The organism is Variovorax saccharolyticus, from assembly GCF_030316765.1.
Taxonomy (GTDB): Bacteria; Pseudomonadota; Gammaproteobacteria; order Burkholderiales; family Burkholderiaceae_C; genus Variovorax; species Variovorax saccharolyticus.
The window spans coordinates 365,356-384,895 of the sequence record NZ_JASZYT010000004.1; the positions used below are offsets into that span (position 1 = coordinate 365,356).

Below are 19,540 nucleotides of genomic sequence, written 5' to 3' on the forward strand. Positions count from 1 at the left end.
CAGCTTGGGCAGAGGGCTTGTAACATGGCTTCCGGGGCGCAGGCCTGCCGATGCAGTGTCGATGGCGTACCCGATCTCCGGCATTGAATGAAGCAAGACGAAACGCACGCCCGACCCCTTTCCAAAGTCCTGCCCCTCGTGGCCGTGCTGACGCTGCTATGGGGTACCAACTGGGTCCTCTTTCCGCTGGCTGTACGAGAGGTCTCGGTCTGGACGTTCCGCTCGGCATCGCTGATCGGCTCGGGCCTGCTTCTGCTCTTCGTCGCGCGACTGCAGGGCATCTCGCTGCAGGTTCCGCCGCGCCAGCGAAAGCCGCTCGTTGCTGCGGCCGTCACGTACCTCGTGGTGTGGAACATTGGCAGCACCTATGCAGCCATCCTCATTCCGTCGGGCCAGGCGGCCGTCCTCGGTTTCACGATGCCCGTGTGGGCGACACTGTTTTCCTGGCTGCTGTTCGGCGAGAAGCCGTCCTTTCGCCTGATCTGCAGCGTGCTTCTCGCCGCATGCGGGGTCGCGCTGCTTGCCTTTGCCGCCCGTCGCAGCTTTGCCGCCGCGCCGATCGGATTCGTCCTGGGAATAGCGGCGGGCATCGGGTGGGCTTGCGGCACGCTCATTCTCAAGCGGGCGGGCATCCTGGTGCCGCCCCTCGTATCGACCGGGTGGCAGCTCCTGATCGCTGCGGTGCCACTCTCGATCGCTGCCTGGGCGCTGGGGACCCGCGAACCGTTCGTGCCATCGGGGACCACCCTGCTGGTGATCGGCTACATCACGGTGGTGCCGATGGCGTTGGGCAACGTGGTGTGGTTTTCGATCGTCGACAAGGTCCCGGCGTCGGTGTCGGGTCTCTCCACCGTGATGGTGCCCATGGTTGCCATGGGCACCGGCGCCGTCTTTCGGGGCGAGCCGCTTGGTCCCCTTGAACTCGCCGCGGTCGCGTGCTGTGGCTGCGCACTGCTGCTCGTGGTCGTGCAGCCAGGGGGGCGGGCCAGACTGAACACGCTGTGACGGGTCGGACCTCCTCAGAAGTGATCTGAGCCAGGCTTCGAAGGGGCCGTGTAGGTCAGTTTCCGCGATCACTGTTGACATTGGCCGATGCAGGACGGATGGGAAGGAAATGAAGATCATTCTCATGAACCGTCGGAGTGATCTCGTTGACGCCATCCAGGGGCTTGCCAGGGATGAAGGCACTCGCCAGCCCTCGGCCGCCGACTGGCTGGCAGATCTGGACCAGCGGGCGCAGGAGGTGGCTGTGCCGCTGGAGAGCACCCAGCGCCTGGATGAGGGTCCGGCGGATGTCCCGGAAAGCGGGGCTCGCAATAGCTCTACGAGGCCTTCGAATTCGTTCGGGCGCTCCACCGCAGACGGCGCCTAGTCGACCTCTCGTCGACAGCCCAGTGCGCTGGACCTCATCGGAGACGGCCTCCTTGACCAGCGCGTGGATTCCCTACACCCTCTGTGCATGGGATCGCCCATCACCATCAGCATTCCACATCAACTCGGCCGCGCCGAGGCGCGACGTCGCATCGAGGGCGGCTTCGCGAAGATCGTCGACCTGCTGCCTGGCAGCAGCGGATCCGCCAACCAGCACTGGGACGGTGATCGGCTCATCTTCACCGTCGCGGCGCTGGGTCAGACGGTCTCCGGCGTCATCCAGGTCCTCGACACCACGGTGGCGATGGAAATTGAGCTGCCCGGTGTCCTACGCGTCGTCGCCAGTGGCCTCAAGGAAAGGCTGCAAAAAATGGGACGACTGCTACTTGAAAAAAGGTAGCGCGGTCCTTCGTCGGGCTTGCGCCGCCCTGGCTCGAAGCGGGAGACTTCGGTGTCGCAGCAAAGGAGTCACCATGACGCAGTCCCACGACCTCTCATCCACCATCGAGGCCCTTGTTCGCCCGGGGAAGGGCATCCTTGCCGCCGACGAGAGCGGCCCGACGATCGCCAAGCGCTTCACGGCGATCGGTGTGGAATCAACGCCCGAGAACCGGCGTGCGTACCGCAGCCTGCTGTTATCGACACCTGGGCTGGGCGAGTTCGTCAGTGGCGTCATCCTGTACGAGGAGACGCTCGGGCAGTGCACGGAGGACGGCGAGCCGTTGCCGGCACTGGCCGCGCGGCAGGGCATCGTGCCGGGCATCAAGGTCGATACCGGCAAGGGTCCGCTGGCGCTCGCACCGGGTGACGAGATCACCCAGGGGCTCGACGGGCTTCCTGCGCGCCTTCGGGCTTATGTGAAGCTGGGCGCGCGATTCGCGAAATGGCGTGCGGTCTACAACGTTTCCGACAGCTTGCCGAGCCGGGCGGCGGTCGAGGCCAATGCGGAATCGCTCGCCCGCTACGCAGCGATCTGCCAGACCGAGGGCGTGGTGCCGATCGTCGAGCCGGAGGTCCTGATCGACGGCGACCACAGCCAGGCGCGCTGTGCCGCGGTCACGCAGGAGGTGCTGCTCGAGGTGTTTCGCGCCTTGCATCGCCATCGCGTGGCGCTCGAGCACATGTTGCTCAAGCCCAGCATGGTGGTGCCGGGAAAGGCGCATGTGCGGCAAGCGGGACCAGGGGACGTGGCCGACGAAACCCTGCGCGTGCTGCGCCGGACGGTGCCCGCGGCGGTGCCGGGCATCGTCTTTCTCTCCGGAGGTCAGTCACCCGTCGAAGCGACGGTCAACCTCGATGCGCTCAATCGCCTGGCGCCGCAACCGTGGCGACTGAGCTTTTCCTATGGGCGAGCGCTTCAGGATCCCGTGCTGCAGGCATGGCGAGGGCAGCCCGACCAGGTCCAGGCGGCGCAGGCAGCGTTGCTCAAGCGAGCCCGACTGAACGCGCTGGCAAGCCTGGGCCGCTACGACGCGGAGCAGGAGAACTCCCCATAGGCGTCTTGTCCAAGGGAATCGTGGCGGTATCGGGCAACGGTCGGCACCCATCCCCCGGCAGCTTCAGATCGAACCGAGATGCTGTCCCACAGGGCACGGGCGATGCGGCGGGGCAGAATCGATCGCCGTCCATCTGCTGCTCACGCTGTGTTTGAACCCTATCGTTGGCCATTCCCCAGGCCGCGCCGGCTTGCTGTCCGGCGCGTGGCCCCGTTCCTGGCTGCGGCATGGACCGCCGTTGCGGCTGACGGCTCCGCCCAGACCTTGAGCGACCCGATTCGCAGCCGCATCGAAGGCGCTCGCCTGGGCACGGGCTACGCCCAGATCATCAATCTCTCGGCCTCTCCGGACCTCAGCGCCGCGAACTACACGGTACGCGGTGCCGAGTCCGACCTGTCCCTCGACGTTTTCAGGATCCCGTACCAGGCCCATTGGTTTGCCCTGTCGCCGGGCTCGGATGTCTACTGGCGGCTTTCGGCGGGCTACCTGCGGATGAAGCAGTTCCTGCCGACCTCGGATGCGGGAGTGGATTCGAGATGGAGCGCCGCCAGCGCGACCGCGGGGATGCTCGCGACTCTGTCGCTGGGGCAAGGATTCACGCTCGAGCCGGCGCTGGACCTCGGCATTGCCCGCCTTGAAAACAAGTCCGACTACCTGGGCGCCGCAGCCGCGTTGCGCCCGGCACTGGACAGGCTGCTTTTCAACTGGCAGACCGATGCTTGGATCGCAACGCCCAGCATCGGGCTTGGATGGCGCCAGTCGGAGGAGGGCCGACGCTTGACCCTGCGAGCGCATGTCGCGCGTTCCTGGATCAAGAGCTTCGACGCAACCGATCGGGTCCAGGAGTTCTCGGAAGGCGCCAACATTTATTCGATGCGAGCGGAATACGCGCGGCCGAGCGGCGTGCGAGTCTTCGATCGTCCCCTGGACTGGGTCGTCTACTCCAGCTATGCCGGATTCTTCGGCGCCAACAAGGATGCGCTTGGATTCGATTCGGTCGGCGAGATTGGCGTGGGGTTCGAGTCGCCGCTGGCGGCGGGTCCATGGCCGGCCAGGCAACTGCGCGTCACTGCAGGCTACTTCGGAGGTCCGGGGGTGAGGGGGTGGAACATCGGCATGACCTTTGGCTACTGAACCAGAAGCACCCGATGAAGTGGCTATTTCTCGACCTGCAGTTCGCGCCGCAGCGCCGACGGCGACTTGCCGAACCAGCGCCGGTAGGATCTTGTCATTGCCGACTGTTCTGAAAAGCCAAGGATGTCTGCCAACTGGCCGAGCGGCATTTCCGTCTCCCGGAGGTAATGCAATGCAGCTTCCTTCAACGTTTCCTCGCGAATCATCTCGAACGTGTTGCCTTCCGCCGCCAGATGGCGCTGGAGTGTGCGCGGATGGAGCGCAAGCAATGCGGCCACGTCGTTCTTGCTGCCCTGCGGCGTTCCGAGTGTGTGCTGCAACGCCAGGCGAACGCGAGAGCTGACGCTTTCGCCCGGCACGCGGAAGTGCCTTGCGAGGTAGTCTTCGGTGATCTTGCGCAACGCATGGTTGGCGCCTCGCAGGTCGGCGCTCAACGTCCCTTGGCTGACGTGCAACGCGGCGAACGGTTGTTCCATGAAAACAGGCGCGCCAAAGAAGCGCTGGTACACCGCGAGCGGCGCTACCGGCTTGTGCGGCAGCGTGACCGCTCGAAGTTCGTATTGCTCGGCCGCAAGCAGTCTGGTGATGTTGTGAAGATCGGCCAGGCAGAGATCAATCGTCTGCTTGTGCGAGGGCATCCTGTCGAGTCGGACCTCCGCCGTCATTTCCGATGCGCCTTCGATCAGCGAACTCTTCTCGTGAACACTCAGGACAAGGCCGGGGCTGTGAATGAACAAGTTGCGCGCCGTGTAGTCCCATGCCTCCCGGACGGTGGGGGCGTTCTGCAGAGCAATGCTCAACGGACCGAGCACTCTGATGTCCTGGACCTGTGCCAGGCGCAGTCCGAAATCCGCGCAGCCGGTCTCTTGGGCACTCGCTTCGAGCAGATGGATGCAGGAGCGTAGCGACAGCAATGCATCGTCGTCAGTCAACGAACCAGCCGGGATGCGATAGCGCCGCAGCAGAGGCATTGGTTCAACACCCAGGCTGTGCATAAGGGTCGCATACCCCTGCAGGGCGCTCGATCGAACCATGGCGGTCATGTCTCGAAATGTCAAATAAATGTCTCGGGGTGTCAAGCAGGCTGATGTCCCGCTCTGGATACTCCTGCTCCACCGCATCAACCCACCAGAGGTTTCGACATGGAGACAGACTACGACGTGCTGGTCATCGGGGCCGGCCTGTCCGGTATCAGCATGGCCTGCCATCTGCAGATGGAGTGCCCAGGCAAACGGGTGGGCATCCTGGAGCGGCGAAAGGCCATCGGCGGCACCTGGGACTTGTTCCGCTATCCAGGCATTCGCTCCGACTCGGACATGTTCACCTTCGGCTACAAGTTTCGGCCGTGGCATGACTTGAAGGTGCTTGCGGATGGCCCGTCGATCCGGCGCTACGTGACCGATACGGCGCACGAACACGGGATCGACAAGAAGATCCTTTTTGGCATCAAGACGACGGAGGCGTCATGGTCGAGCGAGCACGCGCGCTGGACCGTTACAGCGGTCGATGAAGAAAGCGGTGAGCCGCATACCTTCACCTGCAACTATCTGGTGAGCTGCACCGGCTACTACAACCACGATGAAGGCTACCTGCCCGTCTTTCCGGGAGTGGAACGATTCAAGGGACAGTGCATTCATCCCCAGAAGTGGCCCGAGGGCCTGGACTACGGCGGCAAGCGCGTCATCGTGATCGGCAGCGGCGCCACAGCCGTCACGCTGGTGCCGTCCATGGCGTCGGAAACCGCGCACATCACCATGCTGCAGCGCTCGCCGAGCTACGTGTTCTCGGTGCCGGCCTACGATTCGATCTCTGCCGTGTTGAAGCGGGTTCTGCCCGACCGCTGGGTCTTTGCCATAGCCCGCAAGCGCAACCTGTTCCTGCAGCGGGCGATCTACAAGCTCTCGAAGCGCTGGCCCGACCAGATGCGGTCCTTCCTGCTTTCCGGCGTGAGGAAGCACCTGGGCAAGGACTTCGACATGAGCCACTTCTCGCCCCGCTACAAGCCGTGGGACGAACGCCTGTGTGCGGTGCCCGATGCCGATCTGTTCAAGGCGATCCGCGATGGCAAGGCTTCGATCGTCACCGAGCACATCGACACCTTCACCGAGAACGGCATCCGCCTGAAATCCGGCAGGGAACTGCAAGCCGACATCATCATCACCGCGACGGGCCTGCAGTTGCAGTCCTTCGGCGGCATGGAGCTGCGCGTGGATGGCCGCCAGCGCGCCGTGAACGAATTGATGACCTACAAGGGAGTGATGCTGCAAGACGTGCCCAACATGGCATGGCTCTTCGGCTACATCAACGCGCCCTGGACACTCAAGGTCGACATGGCCGCGAGCTACTTCTGCCGTTTGCTCAACCACATGGATCGCAAGGGGGTCGACGTCGTGACGGCGCGCGCGCCAGCAAGGGAAATGCTGGACGAGACGATCGTCGCGTCGCTGCAGTCGGGGTACGCCAAACGCGGCGAGGCGATGGTGCCGCGCCAGGGACGGGCGCTGCCGTGGCGCGTGTTGCACAACCCCGAGAAGGATCACGTGATGCTGATGAAAGACCCGGTGGAAGATGCCGCACTCGAGTTTCGCGGCGGATCGCCGAGCCGGCCGATGCACCCCGCAGCGGCCTGAGGCCGGCGTTCATGAAATCGATCGAGTCTTCGTTTGCAAGCCAGGGCCTTCGCTGCGCAGGCACGCTCCTGATGCCTGCCCAGGGCGAGCGTCCGCCGGTCATCGTGATGGCGCATGGTTTTGCCGGCGTCCGCGCGATGCTGCTGCCACATGCCGAACGTTTCGTTGAAGCGGGTTATGCCGTCTTTCTCTTCGACTACCGCAATTTTGGCGACAGCGAAGGCCAACCACGTCACTGGGTGGATCCTGCCCGGCACTTGGCGGACTGGGAGGCCGCCATCCGCCACGTCAGGAACTTGGACGGCCTCGACACTGGACGCATGGTGCTTTGGGGCACATCGCTTTCCGGCGGCCACGTCGTGTGCATGGCCGCGGGCGGGCAACCGGTCGCGGCAGTCATCGCCGGGCATCCGCTGATGAGTGGTTGGGCCGCGATCGCCGCCATGCGGCCGTTGGCGATTCTGCGGCTGACTCTCACGGGCCTGCGGGATGTCATCGGCAGCCTGGTCGGCAAGCCGCACTACTTGCCAGTGGTGGGTCGGCCTGGCGAACACGCCGCCCTGTCCGGTGCCGAAGCCTGGGCCGGCATGGAGAGACTGAAAGCGATCGCCAACGTGCAATGGGAGAACAAGGTGCTGGGGCGCGTGCTGCTGAAGATTCCCCACTACAACCCGATCCGGGTCGCACACAAGGTGCGGGTGCCCACGCTCGTGATCGCCGGGTCGAACGACACCATCGTGTCGGCGGTGGTGGCGCGGAAGGCTTCGCGTCGCATGCGGCACGGCGAGTTCACGCTGCACGCATCCGATCACTTCCAGCCGTACTACGGCGACTACCTTGATGAAAACGTCAAGGTGCAACTCGCATTCCTCCACAAGCACGTACCCCTCTGAGCACGGTCCTGCTGCCAATCAAAGGATTTCCCTCGTGAACCACTCTTTCAAGGACAAAGTCGCCGTCGTCACCGGTGCCGGCTCGGGCATCGGCCGTGCGTTGGCGCTGCAACTGGGCGCGGCAGGCGCGCGCCTGGCGCTGTCGGACATCGGCGCTTCAGGACTGACCCAGACCATGCGGCAACTGCCGGCAGGCACCGAGTCTCGCGGCTACGCGCTGGACGTCTCTTCGCGCGAAGCGGTCTTCAACCACGCCGAGGACGTCGAGCGAGACTTCGGCACCACCCACTTCGTTTTCAACAACGCCGGTGCGACGATGATCGGCACCTTCGAGCACACCGAGATCGACGAGATCGAGTGGCAACTCGGCATCAACCTTTGGGGAGTGATCTACGGCAGCAAGGCGTTTCTGCCGATGATGCTGGCGCAGCGCGAAGGCTGCATCGTGAACGTATCGAGCGTTTTCGGCTTTGTCGGCTATCCCGCCCAGAGCGCCTACAACATCTCGAAGTTCGGCGTGCGCGGCCTGACCGAATGCCTCTGGCGCGAGCTCGAAGGCACTGGCGTGCGCGCGGTTTGCGTGCATCCTGGCGGCATCAAGACCAACATCGAACGGGCGGGTCGGCGCTGCAGGCTGGCCGGCGAGCAAGAGGCCCAGTTTTCGGCCTTGGGCGACAAGCTTCTCACGACGGCGCCCGAGGACTGCGCAGCCGCCATCCTCAAGGGCGTTCGCCTTGGCAAGAAGCGGGTGGTCACCGGCAACCAGGCGGCACCACTTTTCTGGCTGTCGAGGCTCATGCCGAACAGCTACCATAGCGTGGTCAAGCTGATCGCCTGAACCACCGGACGGATACGATGAACACGATCTCGACGGTGGCGTTGTACCCGCCCAGGGCAAGTGCACCGAAGCGCGTCCCGGTGCGCTACTTCGCGCTGCTCCTGGGCTTTCTGGAGGCGAGGGGGATGGACACGGCGCGGCTTCTGGAACTGGCAAGCGTGGAGGCCGGTCGCCTGGAGCTTTCGGATGCCACGCTGTTGCTGGCCGACACACGGGCCTTTCGTCGCCATACCGGCAAGACGCCGAGCGAGTATCAGCAGGACCTGATGCGGCACGAGGCAACATCGTCAGCCTAGCGGACTCATGTTGTCCCGAGACGCGAATTGGTCCGACGGGTGCGCAAAACGCTCCTGAGCTAAGCGGCAATAGTTCACGCAGCGGCGGTCCGCCCCCTCCCTCAGGGAGGGGGTGCCTGACCGTCAAACGCCAGACACTAAAAGCATGATTTTTCATGTGATTTGCAGCTTGATTGCGTCTGCGCTGCTGTTTGGCGGATGCTCCGCCGCCCATGCCCGATGTATGTCGCTACCACTATGACAACACCGTGCAGTGCAGTAGCCGGTGAGGAGCGCTGATGCCCGCGCCCACTGACTGGCAAAGCGCCCCCCATCCCAGCATGCCTGGCTTCTTCTGCCTGAAACGCTTTCCGCACGTTGACCGTGCTGAATTCTTCGGCAACCGCCTCGGCACCGCGCCAAAGATTGAAGCCTTCGCCAGCCGCGAACAGGCCGAACGCGTTGCCGAGCGCGTGAACTATCGCAGCAACGCCTCAGCCGGGGCGGCGCTCGATGAGGACCCCGATGTCGCGGATGAGAGCCTTACCGATATCGAAATCGATTGAAAAGGCTCCCGGTACTAGCCGCGCGTGGCATCCCGCGCGCGGCTATCGCCGGGGGCTTTTCCCCGGACATCAAGAGAGAACCATGCAAACTACAAAACCAATGATTGCGAGCGCGCTCGCCCTCGCCCTCGCGGCCTGCGGCGGTGGTGGAGGTGGAGGCTTCTTGCCGGCACCCGCACCCGCACCCGCACCAGCACCAGCTGCAGCTTCAGCGGCTCCTGCGCCCGTCACTGCACCACCCGCAGCTGCGGCCGAGGTCGTGCCCCCAGCACTGGCACTGGCCGCGCCCAAGACGTGGAAGGACACCGACTGCTCACGCACCGGCTCGGCACTGCCCGCCTGCTCGACCGAATTCTCGGACAATTCCGCCAGCACGACCATCGTCACCAATGGCGCGGGCGATGCCATCCAGCTCGCCACTGTGGCCGCACCGCTGGCTGCTGCCTCGAGCCCGAACAACGGCATCAAGGGCAACAAGGCGGTCTATGGCATCTCGCTGCTGCACAAGCTGAAGCTGGCGGATTACCCCGGCATCAGCTTCGAGGCCAAGCTGAATGCGGGCGACACCACCATCCAGGACGACCTCTACGCAACCACCACCGTGAGCCTCACGTGCGATGGCAAGAACTGGCTCAATCTCATCACGATGACGCGCGACATGACGCCCGAGGCACTCGCCGACGGCTGGGCACGCTACACGGCCACTCCCGCGCAAGTGAAGTGGTACCGCACCGGTTCCAAGCCGTTCCCGACCACCGGCACCGTGCTGCTCAATGGCGCGATTGGAACGGGTGGCGGGACGCTCTCGCTGGACGCACTGATGGCGGCCTACCCCGACGCGTGTGTGTGGAACTTCCCGAACCCGAACGCGGGCACGTCTGATGCCGTGACTCCGGCGCTAGCCATCAATCTCGGCGACTCGGGTACGACAACGAGCAAGAAGGCGTGGCTGCGGACTATCGCCTTCGGCGACAAGGCCGTGTTCTGATGCGGCAATGGTGCGCCGGCTCATCCTCATCCTCGCCGCCTGACGTTGGCGATGGTCTGGTCGCGGAGATTCCGGCGACGCCGTACGCAACGGTGTGGGACGAAGCGTGCTATCCGCAGGCACCCGCGGTGGCGCGTGCCCCAGATGACAAGTGGATGCTTGCCTGACGAGTCTAGAGATCTATTCTCCCTTGATGCCGACCTGCTTCACCACGGCATCCCAGCGCGTCATCTCCTTGTCGATGAAGGCCGCGAACTCTGCGGGGCTGGTACCCACCGCCTGCAAACCCAGACCGGCCATCTTCTGGCTCACCGCCGGCTCGGCCAGGATGGCTTTCACTTCGCTGGAAAGTCGGTCCACGATGGGCTGCGGCGTCGCCGCCGGCACCATGAAGCCGAACCAGCCATAGCCGATCACGTTGGGGAAGCCCTGCTCGCGCAAGGTCGGCGCAGAAGGGTAGATCAGTGATCGCTGTTCCGAGGCCACGCCCAGCACGCGCAGCTTGCCGTTCTGGATGAACGGCAGGGCGGAGGTGATGGCGGTGAGCGTGGCATCGACCCGGCCGGCCAGCAACTCGGTGTAGGCGGTGGCGTCGCCGCGGAAGTGCACGTTCAGGCCCGTGATGCCGGCCTCCTTGAAGAACAGCTCGGCCGCCAGGTGCGGCCCGGAGCCGCTGCCCGGCGACGCAAAGGTGAGACCGCGCTGCTTGTTGGCCTTGCCGTAGGCGACCAGGTCGGCGGGTGTCTTGAAGGGGGAGTCGGCATTGACGATCAGGAAGACCGGCGCCACCGCCGCCAGGCTCACCGCGCGCAGGTCCTTGCGCGGGTCGTAGCTCAGCTTGCCGTAGAGGCTCTCGACCACTGCATAGGGCGCTGCCGCGTACAGCAGGGTGTAGCCGTCGGGCGCGGCGCGCGCCACCATTTCGTTGCCCACGCGGGTACCCGCGCCGGGCTTGTTCTCGACCAGGAAGGGCTGCCCAAGGCGCTTGCCCAGTTCTTCGGCCAGGATGCGCGCCGAGATGTCGTTGGAGCCGCCTGCGCCATAGGGCGAGATGACGCGCACCGGCTTGTCGGGCCAGGCGCGCCCCGTCTGCGCATACGCGATGTCGCCTCCGGCCAGCAGGGCCGAGGCCAGCGCGCCGGCGAAGATGAGGAGGCTGCGGCGTGTCGTGTCGTTCATTGGTGCTGTCTCCGTTTTCTTGTACGCGTTCAGCCGGCATGCCGCACCAGTGGCGGATAGGCATAGAGAAAGTCCAGGTGCGCCTGACGTGGCTGGTAGAGGCGCAGCGTGAGGTAGAAGGGCTCGGGCGGCGCGGGGAGCCAGTTGGCGCGATCGCGAGGGTCTGATGGCGCGGCGTGCTGGATCGCGATGCGCAGGCCGCCGTCCGCGTCCCATTGCAGGCCTTGCGTCCGGTCGCCGATCGAGTAGCGGTCGATCGGGTTGTCCACCAGCAGGCAATCGGACTTCCGGTACAGGGTGAGCGACCAGAAGGCATCGACCTGCGGGCCCGCGCCAGGCGGGAAGCAGAGCGTGTAGCGGTGCGCGCCGTCGAGCGGCCGACCCCGGTCGTCGACTTCGGCCACCGGATACATGGCTTCCTCGATGCCCAACGCGCCGATCAGGTTGCGCGCCACGCGGGCGCGCAGGGCGAACTGCGTGCCCCAGTCGGTGCGGATGGTCATCGGCACGCTCCATCCGCCGCCGATGTCGGAGGGCTGGGCGTCTTCACGCAGTGCCTGGCAGACTTCGCCCAGCGCCTGCTGCAAGCGCGGCTCGACATCGCTCAGTGCCTGCTGCCAAAGCGATGGCGCGTCATGGTCTGCATGCGGCGCGGGATTGCGCGCCCAGGCGGCATCGACCATGGCGCGGTATGCGCGCGCTTCCGGCGTGTCGGTCTTGCGTCCGTCCATCCGGGTGTCGGCGACGCGTGCGGCGGCCTGCAGGTCCTGTGCGCGCAGGATCGAGAACTGCTGCTGCAACTGCGCGACCCGCGCCAGGTCTGCCGCGTCGTCGTCGACAAGGATGCGGCCGATGATCCAAACGTCGCCGCCCGGTGCGGCGATCCCGACCATGTCTTTCGGCACCGTGCCGGTCCATTCCGGGCCGTGGACGAAAAGGCGTTGTGCACGGTTCCCGGTGGTTCGGCGCCCGGCGTACGCAAACGGGTTGGTCCACATGTCGAGGAAACCCAGGGTCCAGTAGCGTTCGCCCATGTCAGGCACCTCGATCACCAGCGGCCCTTCGGAGAGGTCGAGCCAGGCGTTGGTGTAGAGCGTGTCGTTGTTGGGCGTGACCACCTCGCGGTCCCGTGGCGTGAGCAGGCGCTTCGAATGGGTGAAGGTGTTGAGCCAGCGCAGGGTCGATGCAGCGTCCGGACCGGCGAAGCCGCGTTGCGGATGCCGGCGCGGCGCGGTGGCGGCACGCATGCGCGCCATCTCGAACAGGGGCAGGGTGCGCAGCACGGCCTCGTGGGTCGCCTCCAGGTCGTCGCGCTTCATGCCACGCGCTCCAGCTTCGGCATGCGGTAGTCGCCGCTCAGGAACGCGGGCTGCGGGTGATAGACGCGCAGGATCAGGTAGAAGGCCCCGTGTGGCGCAGGCAGCCAGTTCTCTTCGGGCCCCGGCGGGCGCTGGCGCGACACGTACAGCGTCAGGCTGCCATCCGGGTTCCGCTCGAGCGGACTGCGATTGCCCAGCGCGTGGCGGCCGATCGGGTTGGACGAGAAGTAGCGGTCGGCGCCATAGAGCGAGATCGACCAGAAGGCACCGGCCGGGATCCGGCCGCCGTCCTCGAAATGCAGACGATAGAGCCGGTCGCCGTCGAGCATCTCGCCCTGGTCGTCGTAGTCGGTGGTGGCGTAGATCGCCTCGTCGCCAGCCAGCGCGCCCAGTCCCTTCCAGGCGGTGGCTGCGCGCAGCAGCAGGTCGTCGCCGTATCGGCCCAGGCGCGTCGAATAGCGCCAGGGCGCCTTCGATGGGGGTCGAGATGCGCCGTCGATGATCTTCATCGCCGATGCGAATGCGATGCGCAGGCCCTCCAGCGTGGCAGGGCGCAGGTCGCCCAACTCGCCGCTGGCATCGAGCTTCACGTAGGCGCCGCGCAGCAGTTCGAAAGCGCCTTGCTGCGAGGTCGGCGGGGGGAAGTCGTGGAGCGCGCGCGAGAGATTGGCGAAGAATTCGAGCGCGGGATCAACGCCGCCCGCTTGCCACTGCGACACGCTGGCCGGTGCATCGGCCGACTCGGCTCCGTGGATGGTGAAGCCGGACTGGAAGCCACGCGCGGCGGCGACGTCCGCGTCGCCATCGACCAGCACCCGCCCCAGAACCCAGACCAGCGAAGTCGGGCACCGGATCTCCGTGGTGCCCTCCGGCGCGGCGTGCACGTCTTCCGGACCCAGCAGGGCGAAGCGGCCGCCCTGCTGCGGCACATTGCGCGTGCCGATGTTGTGGAAGTTGTTGGTGTAGGTGTCGAGCAGTTCGAGCACGAAATAGCGGCCGGTTTGCGGTGGCACCGTGATCACCACCGGTCCGCTGCGCAGGTCGATCCAGGCGTTGCTGTAGAGCAGGTCGTTGGCCGGGGTCACGATGTCGCGATCGCGGTCGGTCCAGCGCTCGGCGCTGTGGCCGAAGCGGTTGAAGGGCGCACGCCCATAGGCTGCTGCGCCGGGCGTGGTCTGCACATGGCAGGTGCGAACGGATTCGAGAAGGGGGTAGCCGGCCACGACCGCAGGCACCGCGCAGTGCGCGATCCAGGCCGCCTGGGGCGAGGTGAATTCGCTTTGGAGGAATGCGTTGCTCATCGGGTCTGGCCTCTCGTCTTGAATGAAGCGGATGTGGGAATCAGTCGGCCTTCGCGCCACTCGCCTGGACCACTCGGGCCCAGGTCGCGATGTCCTCGTGCCATTGCTTGTCGAAGGCCTCGCGCGTGATCGGGTCGGACTCCATGCCCAGGCTCTTCACCTTCTCGATCAGCTCCGGGCGTCGCAGCGCGCGGTCGGCCGCTTGCGCCAGTTGCTTCGCGGTGTCGGCCGGCAGGCGCGCCGGTGCGAACAGGGCGAACCAGCTCTCGGTGTCGAAGGCAATGCGGCCCTCGACCAGCGTAGGCACTTCCGGCAGGGCCGACGAGCGCTTGCGGCCGGTCACGGCCAATGCCTTGATGCGTCCCGCGCGCAGCAGCGGCAGCGCCCCGGCCACGTCCGCCATCGCCACCTGGATCTGGCCGCCCACCACATCCTGCAGCAGTGGCGCCACGCCCTTGTACGGCACGTGGACCGTCTCGATGCCCGCTGCCATGCGCAGGCTTTCCATCGCCAGGTGGCCGCCGGAACCGTTGCCCCAGGAGCCGTAGATCAGCGGGTCGCGGCTGCGTTTCGCGAGGGCCACCATGTCGGGTGCGCTGTTCGCCGCATAGCCGGGGTTCGCCACCAGCACGTTGCCGCCGTGCGCCAGGCGGGCGATGGCGGTGAAATCGTCGGGGCGGTACTTCAGGTCCTTGAACAGCGATGGCGCGATGGCGTGCGTGGCGCTGATGCCCAGCAGGAGCGTGTGACCGTCCGGTGCGGCGCGCGCCGCCTGCGCGCTGCCCAAGGTGCCCGTGGCACCGGGCAGGTTGTCGACGATCACGGTGGCGCCCAGTTCCTGCGAGAGCGCTTGCGCCAGCAGGCGTCCCATCACGTCGGTGCCGCCGCCGGCCGGGAAGGGGACGATCAGGCGGATCGGCTTGTCGCCCAGTGCGGCGCGGGCGGCCGGCCATCCAGAGGTCGCCAGCAGGGCGGCGCCGACTTGCAGAAGCAGCGCGCGGCGGTGGGGTTTTGTGCTCATCTCGCCTCCTCGACGAAGCTCACCACCGCGTCGGCGGCGGCGATGCCTTCGGCCGTGACCATCAGCGGATTGATCTCCAGCGTGCCCAGGCGCGGGCCCAGCGCGGCTGCCAGCGAGCCGAAGCGCAGCACCACGTCGACCAGCGCGTCGGCATCGCCCTTCGGACGGCCGCGCCACCCGCCAATCAGTTTCAGCACGCCCAGCGCGTCCAGTTGCGCGCGCACGCGCTCGGCGGTGGTCGGTGCGGTGAGCACGGCGCTGCGCGGGTGCAGTTCGACCTGCACGCCCCCCAGGCCCAGCACGAGGACGGTGCCGAACACCGGATCGTGCCGCGCGCCGAGCATCAGTTCAGCCAGCGGTGAGAGCTTTCGCGCGACCAGCACACCCTGCTGCCGCGCCTGCGGTGCCAGGCGTGCAACCGCGCCGGTGATGCCCTCGTAGGCCTCGCGGATCTCCTGCTCGCTGCGCAGTCCCACGCGCACGCCGCCCACGTCGCTCTTGTGCAGCAGGTCGGCAGAGACGATCTTCATCACCGCTTCCCCGCCGAGCGTCCGCCAGGCCGCGACCGCATCGGCCGGCGAATGGACCCACCGGTGCGGTGCGGCGGGCACGCCGAAGCCGCCGAGGAAGTCCAGGGCCTCGGCTTCGTTCAGCAGCGCCGGCGCGATGTCGAGTTGCGCCGGCTGCTGCGGCTGGGGCTCGATGCGGTGCGCGGCCCACCTGGCCTTCGCGGCGAGCACCTCCACGGCGTGCGTCGGCTCCTCGAAGACCAGGCAGCCGCATTCGAGCAGGGCTTGGCGCGTGGCCTCGTCGGCAATGCCGCACAAAGCCATGGGGACGCCGGGCGCTGCGGCGACGGCCTTGCGCACCATCTCCACGATCGACGGCGCCAGCAGCGGCGAAGCGAGGGCGGCGGCGACGAACAGGGCCAGTGCGTCGTAGGCGCCGCTGGTGGCTGCGCCTTGCGCCGCGAGGCCCAGCACGGGCAGGTCGGCCGTGACCTGACCGGTCACGTCGATGGGGTTCTGCGTGGCGCAGAAGGGAATGCGTTCGCGCAGCGGCATGGCCACGTTTTCCGGCAGCGCGGGCAGTTCGAGCCCGAGATCGGATGCGCTGTCGGCCATCAAGGTGCCGACGCCGCCGGAGACCGTCACGATGCCGAGGCGTCGCCCGGCCGGCGTGCTGCCGGTCGCGAAGGCCTGGCCCAGCCGGAACATCTCGTCGACCGTGCGGGCGCGGATCGCGCCGGTGGCGTCGAACACCGCCTGGTACAGGGCGTCCTCGCCGGAGAGGCTGGCGGTGTGCGACATCGCGGCGCGGGCACCCGCTTCGGTGCGGCCGACCTTGGTCACGATCACCGGCTTGCCGGCCGCACGCGCCTTGGCCAGCGCGCGCTGCAGGGCGGCGCCATCGCGCGCGCCCTCGATGTAGGCGAGGATCACGCGCGTGCCGGCGTCATCGGCCAACCAGTCGATCACGTCGGCCACCGACACCGCGGCCTCGTTGCCGGTGGTCACCCAGTGGCTGAGGCCGAGGCCGCCCTTGCGCGCCAGCGAGAAAGCATAGGCCCCGAAGGCGCCGCTCTGGCTCACGATGGCGACCTGGCCCACCTCCGGCACCCCGGCCAGTGGTGCCGGCGAGAAAGTGGCGAAGAGCTTGCGGCGGATGTTCATCACGCCGAGGCAGTTGGGCCCGAGCAGCGCCATCCCGGACGCAAGTGCGCGCTCCGCGATGCGCGCCTGCGTGGCGGCGCCTTCCTCGCCCATCTCGGCAAAGCCTGAACTGAGCACCACGGCGGCGCGTGCTCGCCGTGCAATCAATTGCTCGATGGCTCCCTCCACGCTGGCGGCCGGCAGTGCGACGATGGCCAGGTCGATCGGCGCGGGCACCGCATCGATCGTCGCGAAGGCCGTCAGGCCCTGCACCTCGGCCGCGCCGGGATTGACCGGATAGATGGGCCCGTCGTAGCCGAGCCGGAGCAGCAGTTGCACCGGCATGCCGCCGACCTTCTGCGGGTTTTGCGAGGCGCCGATGACGGCGACGCTGCGCGGCGAAAAAAGTGCGTCGAGTTGCATGCGGAAATTCGAGGGTTGAAGAAGACGACAAGAAAGAGGAGAGGCTCAGGCGACGCCTGCATTGCGTTCGCAAAGGCGCACCAGTTCCACCAGACGCGGTCCGACGTCGGACTCCAAGGTCTTGGCATCGATCTGGGTACCGGGCACCGCGCAGTTGAACAGCAGCGCGCGTGTGCCCTGGCGCAGGCGCGAAGCCACCGCGACACCGAGCACGCCCATGCCCGCATCGCCGCGATTGATCGCAAAGCCATGACGCGACTGCAGCTGCAGCGAATCCTTGATGCCGGCCGCGCAGCGCGCCAGTTCCTCGGGGCGCTCCGCCTTGAGCTGGCGCAACACTGCGCTGCGTTCCTTTTCATCCAGGGAGTGCAGCCAGGCCCGTCCCATGGCGCTGCTGGCCACACTGCGCAGTGCACCCACATCCGGGCGCGCCAGCGTGCCCCGCTTGTAGGCGCAGGTTTCGACGTACACCACGTCCAGCCCCATGGCGACACCGATCGAGGCGGCGCCGCGCACCTGGTCGGCGAACGACTGCATCAGCGGGCGCGCCTGGGCGCGCAAGGGGATCGAGACGATGTAGGGGTAGCCCAGCGCGACCGCGGCCGGGCCGATGAAGTAGCGATCGATGCGCTCGTCTCGATCCAGGTAGCCCATCTCGAGCAGCGTTCCGCACAGCCTCGACACCGTGGAGCGCGGAAGGCCAAGCAGCGTTGCCAACTCACTGTTGGCATAGGGTCGGGGATCGCGCAGGAAGGTCTGCAGGATCATGAGGCCCTTGGCAAGCGTTCCGGCGAAATTGGGATCGCCGATACGCAGCGCGCTGACGTCGGACTGGTGGCGGAGCTGGCGGATCATTCGCCGCACTCTAGGGCTGGCAGCGGCGTTCTCAAAATCAAGTTCCATTATTCGGAACGGGATTCCTGATCTCCTGCAGACGCGTCGAAAATTGCCCCGATGGGCAATGCGGGATGCCCTTTGGCCTTATTTACCGCGACGCGGGCTCGGCCGCACATTTGATTTCTCTCGGCATGGACAGATCCAGAAAGCTCAGCCAATGATTCGACGCAGCCTCTTGACCCTTCTTTTTGCCAGTGTCGGTTTGTCGGTGCAGGGTGCTTCGGCCGCTGCTGAGCTCACGCCAGTGGAGGCGCGCGCCATCGCAAAGGAGGCCTACGTCTACGGCTTTCCGATGGAAGACAGCTATCGCACCATGTATGCCTTCTCCATCGCCAAGGGCAACCCTGAGTACAAGGGGCCTTTCAACTCGGTGCTGAACATCGCCCGGGTGTTCACGCCTGACGACAAGGCATTCGTCACGCCGAACTCGGACACCCCCTACACCTTCCTCGGCCTGGACCTTCGCACCGAACCGATCGTGCTGACCCTGCCGGCCATCGAGAAGAACCGCTACTACGTGTTCCAGATGATGGACCTGTACACCTACAACTTCGACTACCTCGGCACACGGACGACGGGCAATGGCGGGGGCAAGTTCCTGATTGCCGGGCCACGGTGGAAGGGACAGGTGCCCAAGGGGATCACCAAGGTGGTCCGCTCCGAGACCGAACTGGTCAACGTCATCGGTCGCACGCAGTTGTTCAACCCGGCGGACCTCGACAAGGTCAAGAAGATCCAGGCGGGCTACAAGGTTGAACCGCTGTCGGCCTTTGTTGGCAAGGAGGCGCCAAAAGCGTTGGCCGAGCCGGACTGGATCAAGCCGCTTGGCGCGGCCGAGCAGCGCACGTCGCTCGAGTTCTTCAACGTGCTGAACTTTGCGCTTCAGTTCGCCCCGACACATCCGAGCGAAAAAGAGTTGCGTGCGCGTTTCGCTCGCATCGGTGTCGCGCCTGGCAAGCACATCGACGTGGGCGCATTGCCCGCCGACATCCAGGCGGCCATGCAGGACGGCATGGCCGATGGCCAGAAGGCGATCGACGCGCGCCGCGCCGAGCTCGGCGGCAAGATCGACACGCTGTTCGGTACCCGTGCCTACATGAAGAACAACAACCTCGACCGGGCGGTAGGGGCGCAGGTCGGCATCGGCGCGAACTCCAGAGAGGAGGCGCTCTATCCCATCTATGAAAAGGATGCCGCCGGACAAGCGCTCGACGGAAGCAAGGCTCGCTACGTGCTGCGCTTTGCGAAGGGGCAGCTTCCGCCGGTCAATGCGTTCTGGTCGCTCACGATGTATGGCTTGCCCGACCAGTTGCTCGTGAAGAACGACCAGGACCGCTATCTCATCAACTCGCCCATGCTGCCAGACCTGAAGACTGACGCTGACGGAGGGCTCACCATCTACATCCAGAGCGAGTCCCCGGGGAAGGACAGGGAAGCCAACTGGCTGCCGGCGCCCCAGGGGCCGTTCATGCTGACCATGCGCTACTACCTGCCCAAGCCGGAGCTGCTCAGCGGGCAATGGAAGTCGCCCGTCGTGCGTGCGGCGCCATGACCTGA

19 protein-coding genes are annotated in these 19,540 nt (G+C 66.2%); 12 read left to right on the forward strand and 7 right to left on the reverse strand.

Annotated features, from left to right (window positions below):
- The first annotated feature begins 87 nt into the window (after nt 1–87).
- From QTI45_RS15580 to QTI45_RS15600, 5 genes are all read left to right on the forward strand, one after another.
- Nucleotides 88–1,005 (forward strand): DMT family transporter, encoded by a 918-nt coding sequence (locus QTI45_RS15580; protein WP_286655016.1) that lies wholly within the window; start codon nt 88–90, stop codon nt 1,003–1,005.
- 109 nt (nt 1,006–1,114) lie between these two features.
- On the forward strand, nt 1,115–1,372 hold the full coding sequence (locus QTI45_RS15585) for a hypothetical protein (protein WP_286655017.1): 258 nt from the start codon (nt 1,115–1,117) through the stop codon (nt 1,370–1,372).
- An 87-nt stretch (nt 1,373–1,459) separates the two neighbouring features.
- Nucleotides 1,460–1,771 (forward strand): polyhydroxyalkanoic acid system family protein, encoded by a 312-nt coding sequence (locus QTI45_RS15590; protein WP_286370662.1) that lies wholly within the window; start codon nt 1,460–1,462, stop codon nt 1,769–1,771.
- 73 nt (nt 1,772–1,844) lie between these two features.
- A complete protein-coding gene (locus QTI45_RS15595; protein ID WP_286655018.1) occupies nt 1,845–2,867 on the forward strand; it encodes a class I fructose-bisphosphate aldolase in 1,023 nt (340 codons plus the stop codon).
- 204 nt (nt 2,868–3,071) lie between these two features.
- Nucleotides 3,072–4,001, forward strand: coding sequence for a Solitary outer membrane autotransporter beta-barrel domain (locus tag QTI45_RS15600; RefSeq protein WP_286655019.1), 930 nt, complete (start codon nt 3,072–3,074; stop codon nt 3,999–4,001).
- A 23-nt stretch (nt 4,002–4,024) separates the two neighbouring features.
- Here the strand turns inward: QTI45_RS15600 and QTI45_RS15605 are convergent, their stop codons facing one another.
- Complete coding sequence (locus QTI45_RS15605; protein WP_286655020.1) at nt 4,025–5,044, reverse strand: AraC family transcriptional regulator; 1,020 nt, start codon at nt 5,042–5,044, stop codon at nt 4,025–4,027.
- Nucleotides 5,045–5,143: 99 nt separating this feature from the next.
- Between QTI45_RS15605 and QTI45_RS15610 the strand changes: the two genes are divergently transcribed.
- The 6 genes from QTI45_RS15610 to QTI45_RS15635 all read left to right on the forward strand — a co-directional run bounded on the left by QTI45_RS15610 (nt 5,144) and on the right by QTI45_RS15635 (nt 10,191).
- Nucleotides 5,144–6,631, forward strand: coding sequence for a flavin-containing monooxygenase (locus QTI45_RS15610; RefSeq protein ID WP_286655021.1), 1,488 nt, complete (start codon nt 5,144–5,146; stop codon nt 6,629–6,631).
- Nucleotides 6,632–6,642: 11 nt separating this feature from the next.
- Nucleotides 6,643–7,524 (forward strand): alpha/beta hydrolase, encoded by an 882-nt coding sequence (locus QTI45_RS15615; RefSeq protein ID WP_286370657.1) that lies wholly within the window; start codon nt 6,643–6,645, stop codon nt 7,522–7,524.
- Nucleotides 7,525–7,558: 34 nt separating this feature from the next.
- Nucleotides 7,559–8,362, forward strand: a complete 804-nt coding sequence (locus tag QTI45_RS15620) for an SDR family NAD(P)-dependent oxidoreductase (RefSeq protein ID WP_286655022.1) — start codon at nt 7,559–7,561, stop codon at nt 8,360–8,362.
- A 17-nt stretch (nt 8,363–8,379) separates the two neighbouring features.
- Entirely contained in the window at nt 8,380–8,658 is a 279-nt protein-coding gene (locus tag QTI45_RS15625; protein ID WP_286655023.1) for a hypothetical protein, read from the forward strand.
- Nucleotides 8,659–8,936: 278 nt separating this feature from the next.
- Nucleotides 8,937–9,203 carry a hypothetical protein gene (locus tag QTI45_RS15630; protein ID WP_286655024.1) on the forward strand — a complete coding sequence of 89 codons (267 nt, stop codon included), beginning with the start codon at nt 8,937–8,939 and terminating at the stop codon, nt 9,201–9,203.
- Nucleotides 9,204–9,462: 259 nt separating this feature from the next.
- Nucleotides 9,463–10,191 (forward strand): hypothetical protein, encoded by a 729-nt coding sequence (locus QTI45_RS15635; protein ID WP_286655025.1) that lies wholly within the window; start codon nt 9,463–9,465, stop codon nt 10,189–10,191.
- A gap of 180 nt (nt 10,192–10,371) precedes the next feature.
- Here the strand turns inward: QTI45_RS15635 and QTI45_RS15640 are convergent, their stop codons facing one another.
- Genes QTI45_RS15640 through QTI45_RS15665 form a run of 6 tightly spaced genes read right to left on the reverse strand, consistent with a single transcriptional unit; the run spans nt 10,372 to nt 17,941 of the window.
- A complete protein-coding gene (locus QTI45_RS15640) occupies nt 10,372–11,370 on the reverse strand; it encodes a Bug family tripartite tricarboxylate transporter substrate binding protein (protein WP_286655026.1) in 999 nt (332 codons plus the stop codon).
- Between the two features lie 29 nt (nt 11,371–11,399).
- Nucleotides 11,400–12,689 carry a DUF1254 domain-containing protein gene (locus tag QTI45_RS15645; protein ID WP_286655027.1) on the reverse strand — a complete coding sequence of 430 codons (1,290 nt, stop codon included), beginning with the start codon at nt 12,687–12,689 and terminating at the stop codon, nt 11,400–11,402.
- Nucleotides 12,686–13,990 carry a DUF1254 domain-containing protein gene (locus QTI45_RS15650; protein ID WP_286655028.1) on the reverse strand — a complete coding sequence of 435 codons (1,305 nt, stop codon included), beginning with the start codon at nt 13,988–13,990 and terminating at the stop codon, nt 12,686–12,688. Before QTI45_RS15650 ends, QTI45_RS15645 begins: the two co-directional genes overlap by 4 nt.
- A 40-nt stretch (nt 13,991–14,030) precedes the next feature.
- Nucleotides 14,031–15,011: a Bug family tripartite tricarboxylate transporter substrate binding protein gene (locus QTI45_RS15655; RefSeq protein ID WP_286655029.1), complete on the reverse strand. Its 981-nt coding sequence runs from the start codon at nt 15,009–15,011 to the stop codon at nt 14,031–14,033.
- The gene (locus QTI45_RS15660) at nt 15,008–17,086 is read right to left on the reverse strand and encodes an acetate--CoA ligase family protein (protein WP_286655030.1); all 2,079 of its coding nucleotides are present in this window, start codon (nt 17,084–17,086) and stop codon (nt 15,008–15,010) included. Before QTI45_RS15660 ends, QTI45_RS15655 begins: the two co-directional genes overlap by 4 nt.
- A gap of 45 nt (nt 17,087–17,131) precedes the next feature.
- Nucleotides 17,132–17,941 (reverse strand): IclR family transcriptional regulator, encoded by an 810-nt coding sequence (locus tag QTI45_RS15665; protein ID WP_286655031.1) that lies wholly within the window; start codon nt 17,939–17,941, stop codon nt 17,132–17,134.
- A gap of 199 nt (nt 17,942–18,140) precedes the next feature.
- On the opposite strand from QTI45_RS15665, the gene QTI45_RS15670 reads away from it, so the two are divergent.
- Nucleotides 18,141–19,535 (forward strand): DUF1254 domain-containing protein, encoded by a 1,395-nt coding sequence (locus tag QTI45_RS15670; RefSeq protein ID WP_286655032.1) that lies wholly within the window; start codon nt 18,141–18,143, stop codon nt 19,533–19,535.
- Nucleotides 19,536–19,540: the final 5 nt, after the last annotated feature.

Bases quoted from the DNA above. Each gene is read 5' to 3' on its own strand.
- QTI45_RS15670 (WP_286655032.1), top strand. From the start codon at position 18,141: ATGATTCGACGCAGCCTCTTGACCCTTCTTTTTGCCAGTGTCGGTTTG.
- QTI45_RS15605 (WP_286655020.1), bottom strand. From the start codon at position 5,044: ATGACCGCCATGGTTCGATCGAGCGCCCTGCAGGGGTATGCGACCCTT.
- QTI45_RS15640 (WP_286655026.1), bottom strand. From the start codon at position 11,370: ATGAACGACACGACACGCCGCAGCCTCCTCATCTTCGCCGGCGCGCTG.
- QTI45_RS15630 (WP_286655024.1), top strand. From the start codon at position 8,937: ATGCCCGCGCCCACTGACTGGCAAAGCGCCCCCCATCCCAGCATGCCT.
- QTI45_RS15665 (WP_286655031.1), bottom strand. From the start codon at position 17,941: ATGATCCGCCAGCTCCGCCACCAGTCCGACGTCAGCGCGCTGCGTATC.
- QTI45_RS15580 (WP_286655016.1), top strand. From the start codon at position 88: ATGAAGCAAGACGAAACGCACGCCCGACCCCTTTCCAAAGTCCTGCCC.
- QTI45_RS15650 (WP_286655028.1), bottom strand. From the start codon at position 13,990: ATGAGCAACGCATTCCTCCAAAGCGAATTCACCTCGCCCCAGGCGGCC.
- QTI45_RS15585 (WP_286655017.1), top strand. From the start codon at position 1,115: ATGAAGATCATTCTCATGAACCGTCGGAGTGATCTCGTTGACGCCATC.
- QTI45_RS15615 (WP_286370657.1), top strand. From the start codon at position 6,643: ATGAAATCGATCGAGTCTTCGTTTGCAAGCCAGGGCCTTCGCTGCGCA.
- QTI45_RS15655 (WP_286655029.1), bottom strand. From the start codon at position 15,011: ATGAGCACAAAACCCCACCGCCGCGCGCTGCTTCTGCAAGTCGGCGCC.
- QTI45_RS15645 (WP_286655027.1), bottom strand. From the start codon at position 12,689: ATGAAGCGCGACGACCTGGAGGCGACCCACGAGGCCGTGCTGCGCACC.
- QTI45_RS15610 (WP_286655021.1), top strand. From the start codon at position 5,144: ATGGAGACAGACTACGACGTGCTGGTCATCGGGGCCGGCCTGTCCGGT.
- QTI45_RS15590 (WP_286370662.1), top strand. From the start codon at position 1,460: ATGGGATCGCCCATCACCATCAGCATTCCACATCAACTCGGCCGCGCC.
- QTI45_RS15595 (WP_286655018.1), top strand. From the start codon at position 1,845: ATGACGCAGTCCCACGACCTCTCATCCACCATCGAGGCCCTTGTTCGC.
- QTI45_RS15625 (WP_286655023.1), top strand. From the start codon at position 8,380: ATGAACACGATCTCGACGGTGGCGTTGTACCCGCCCAGGGCAAGTGCA.
- QTI45_RS15660 (WP_286655030.1), bottom strand. From the start codon at position 17,086: ATGCAACTCGACGCACTTTTTTCGCCGCGCAGCGTCGCCGTCATCGGC.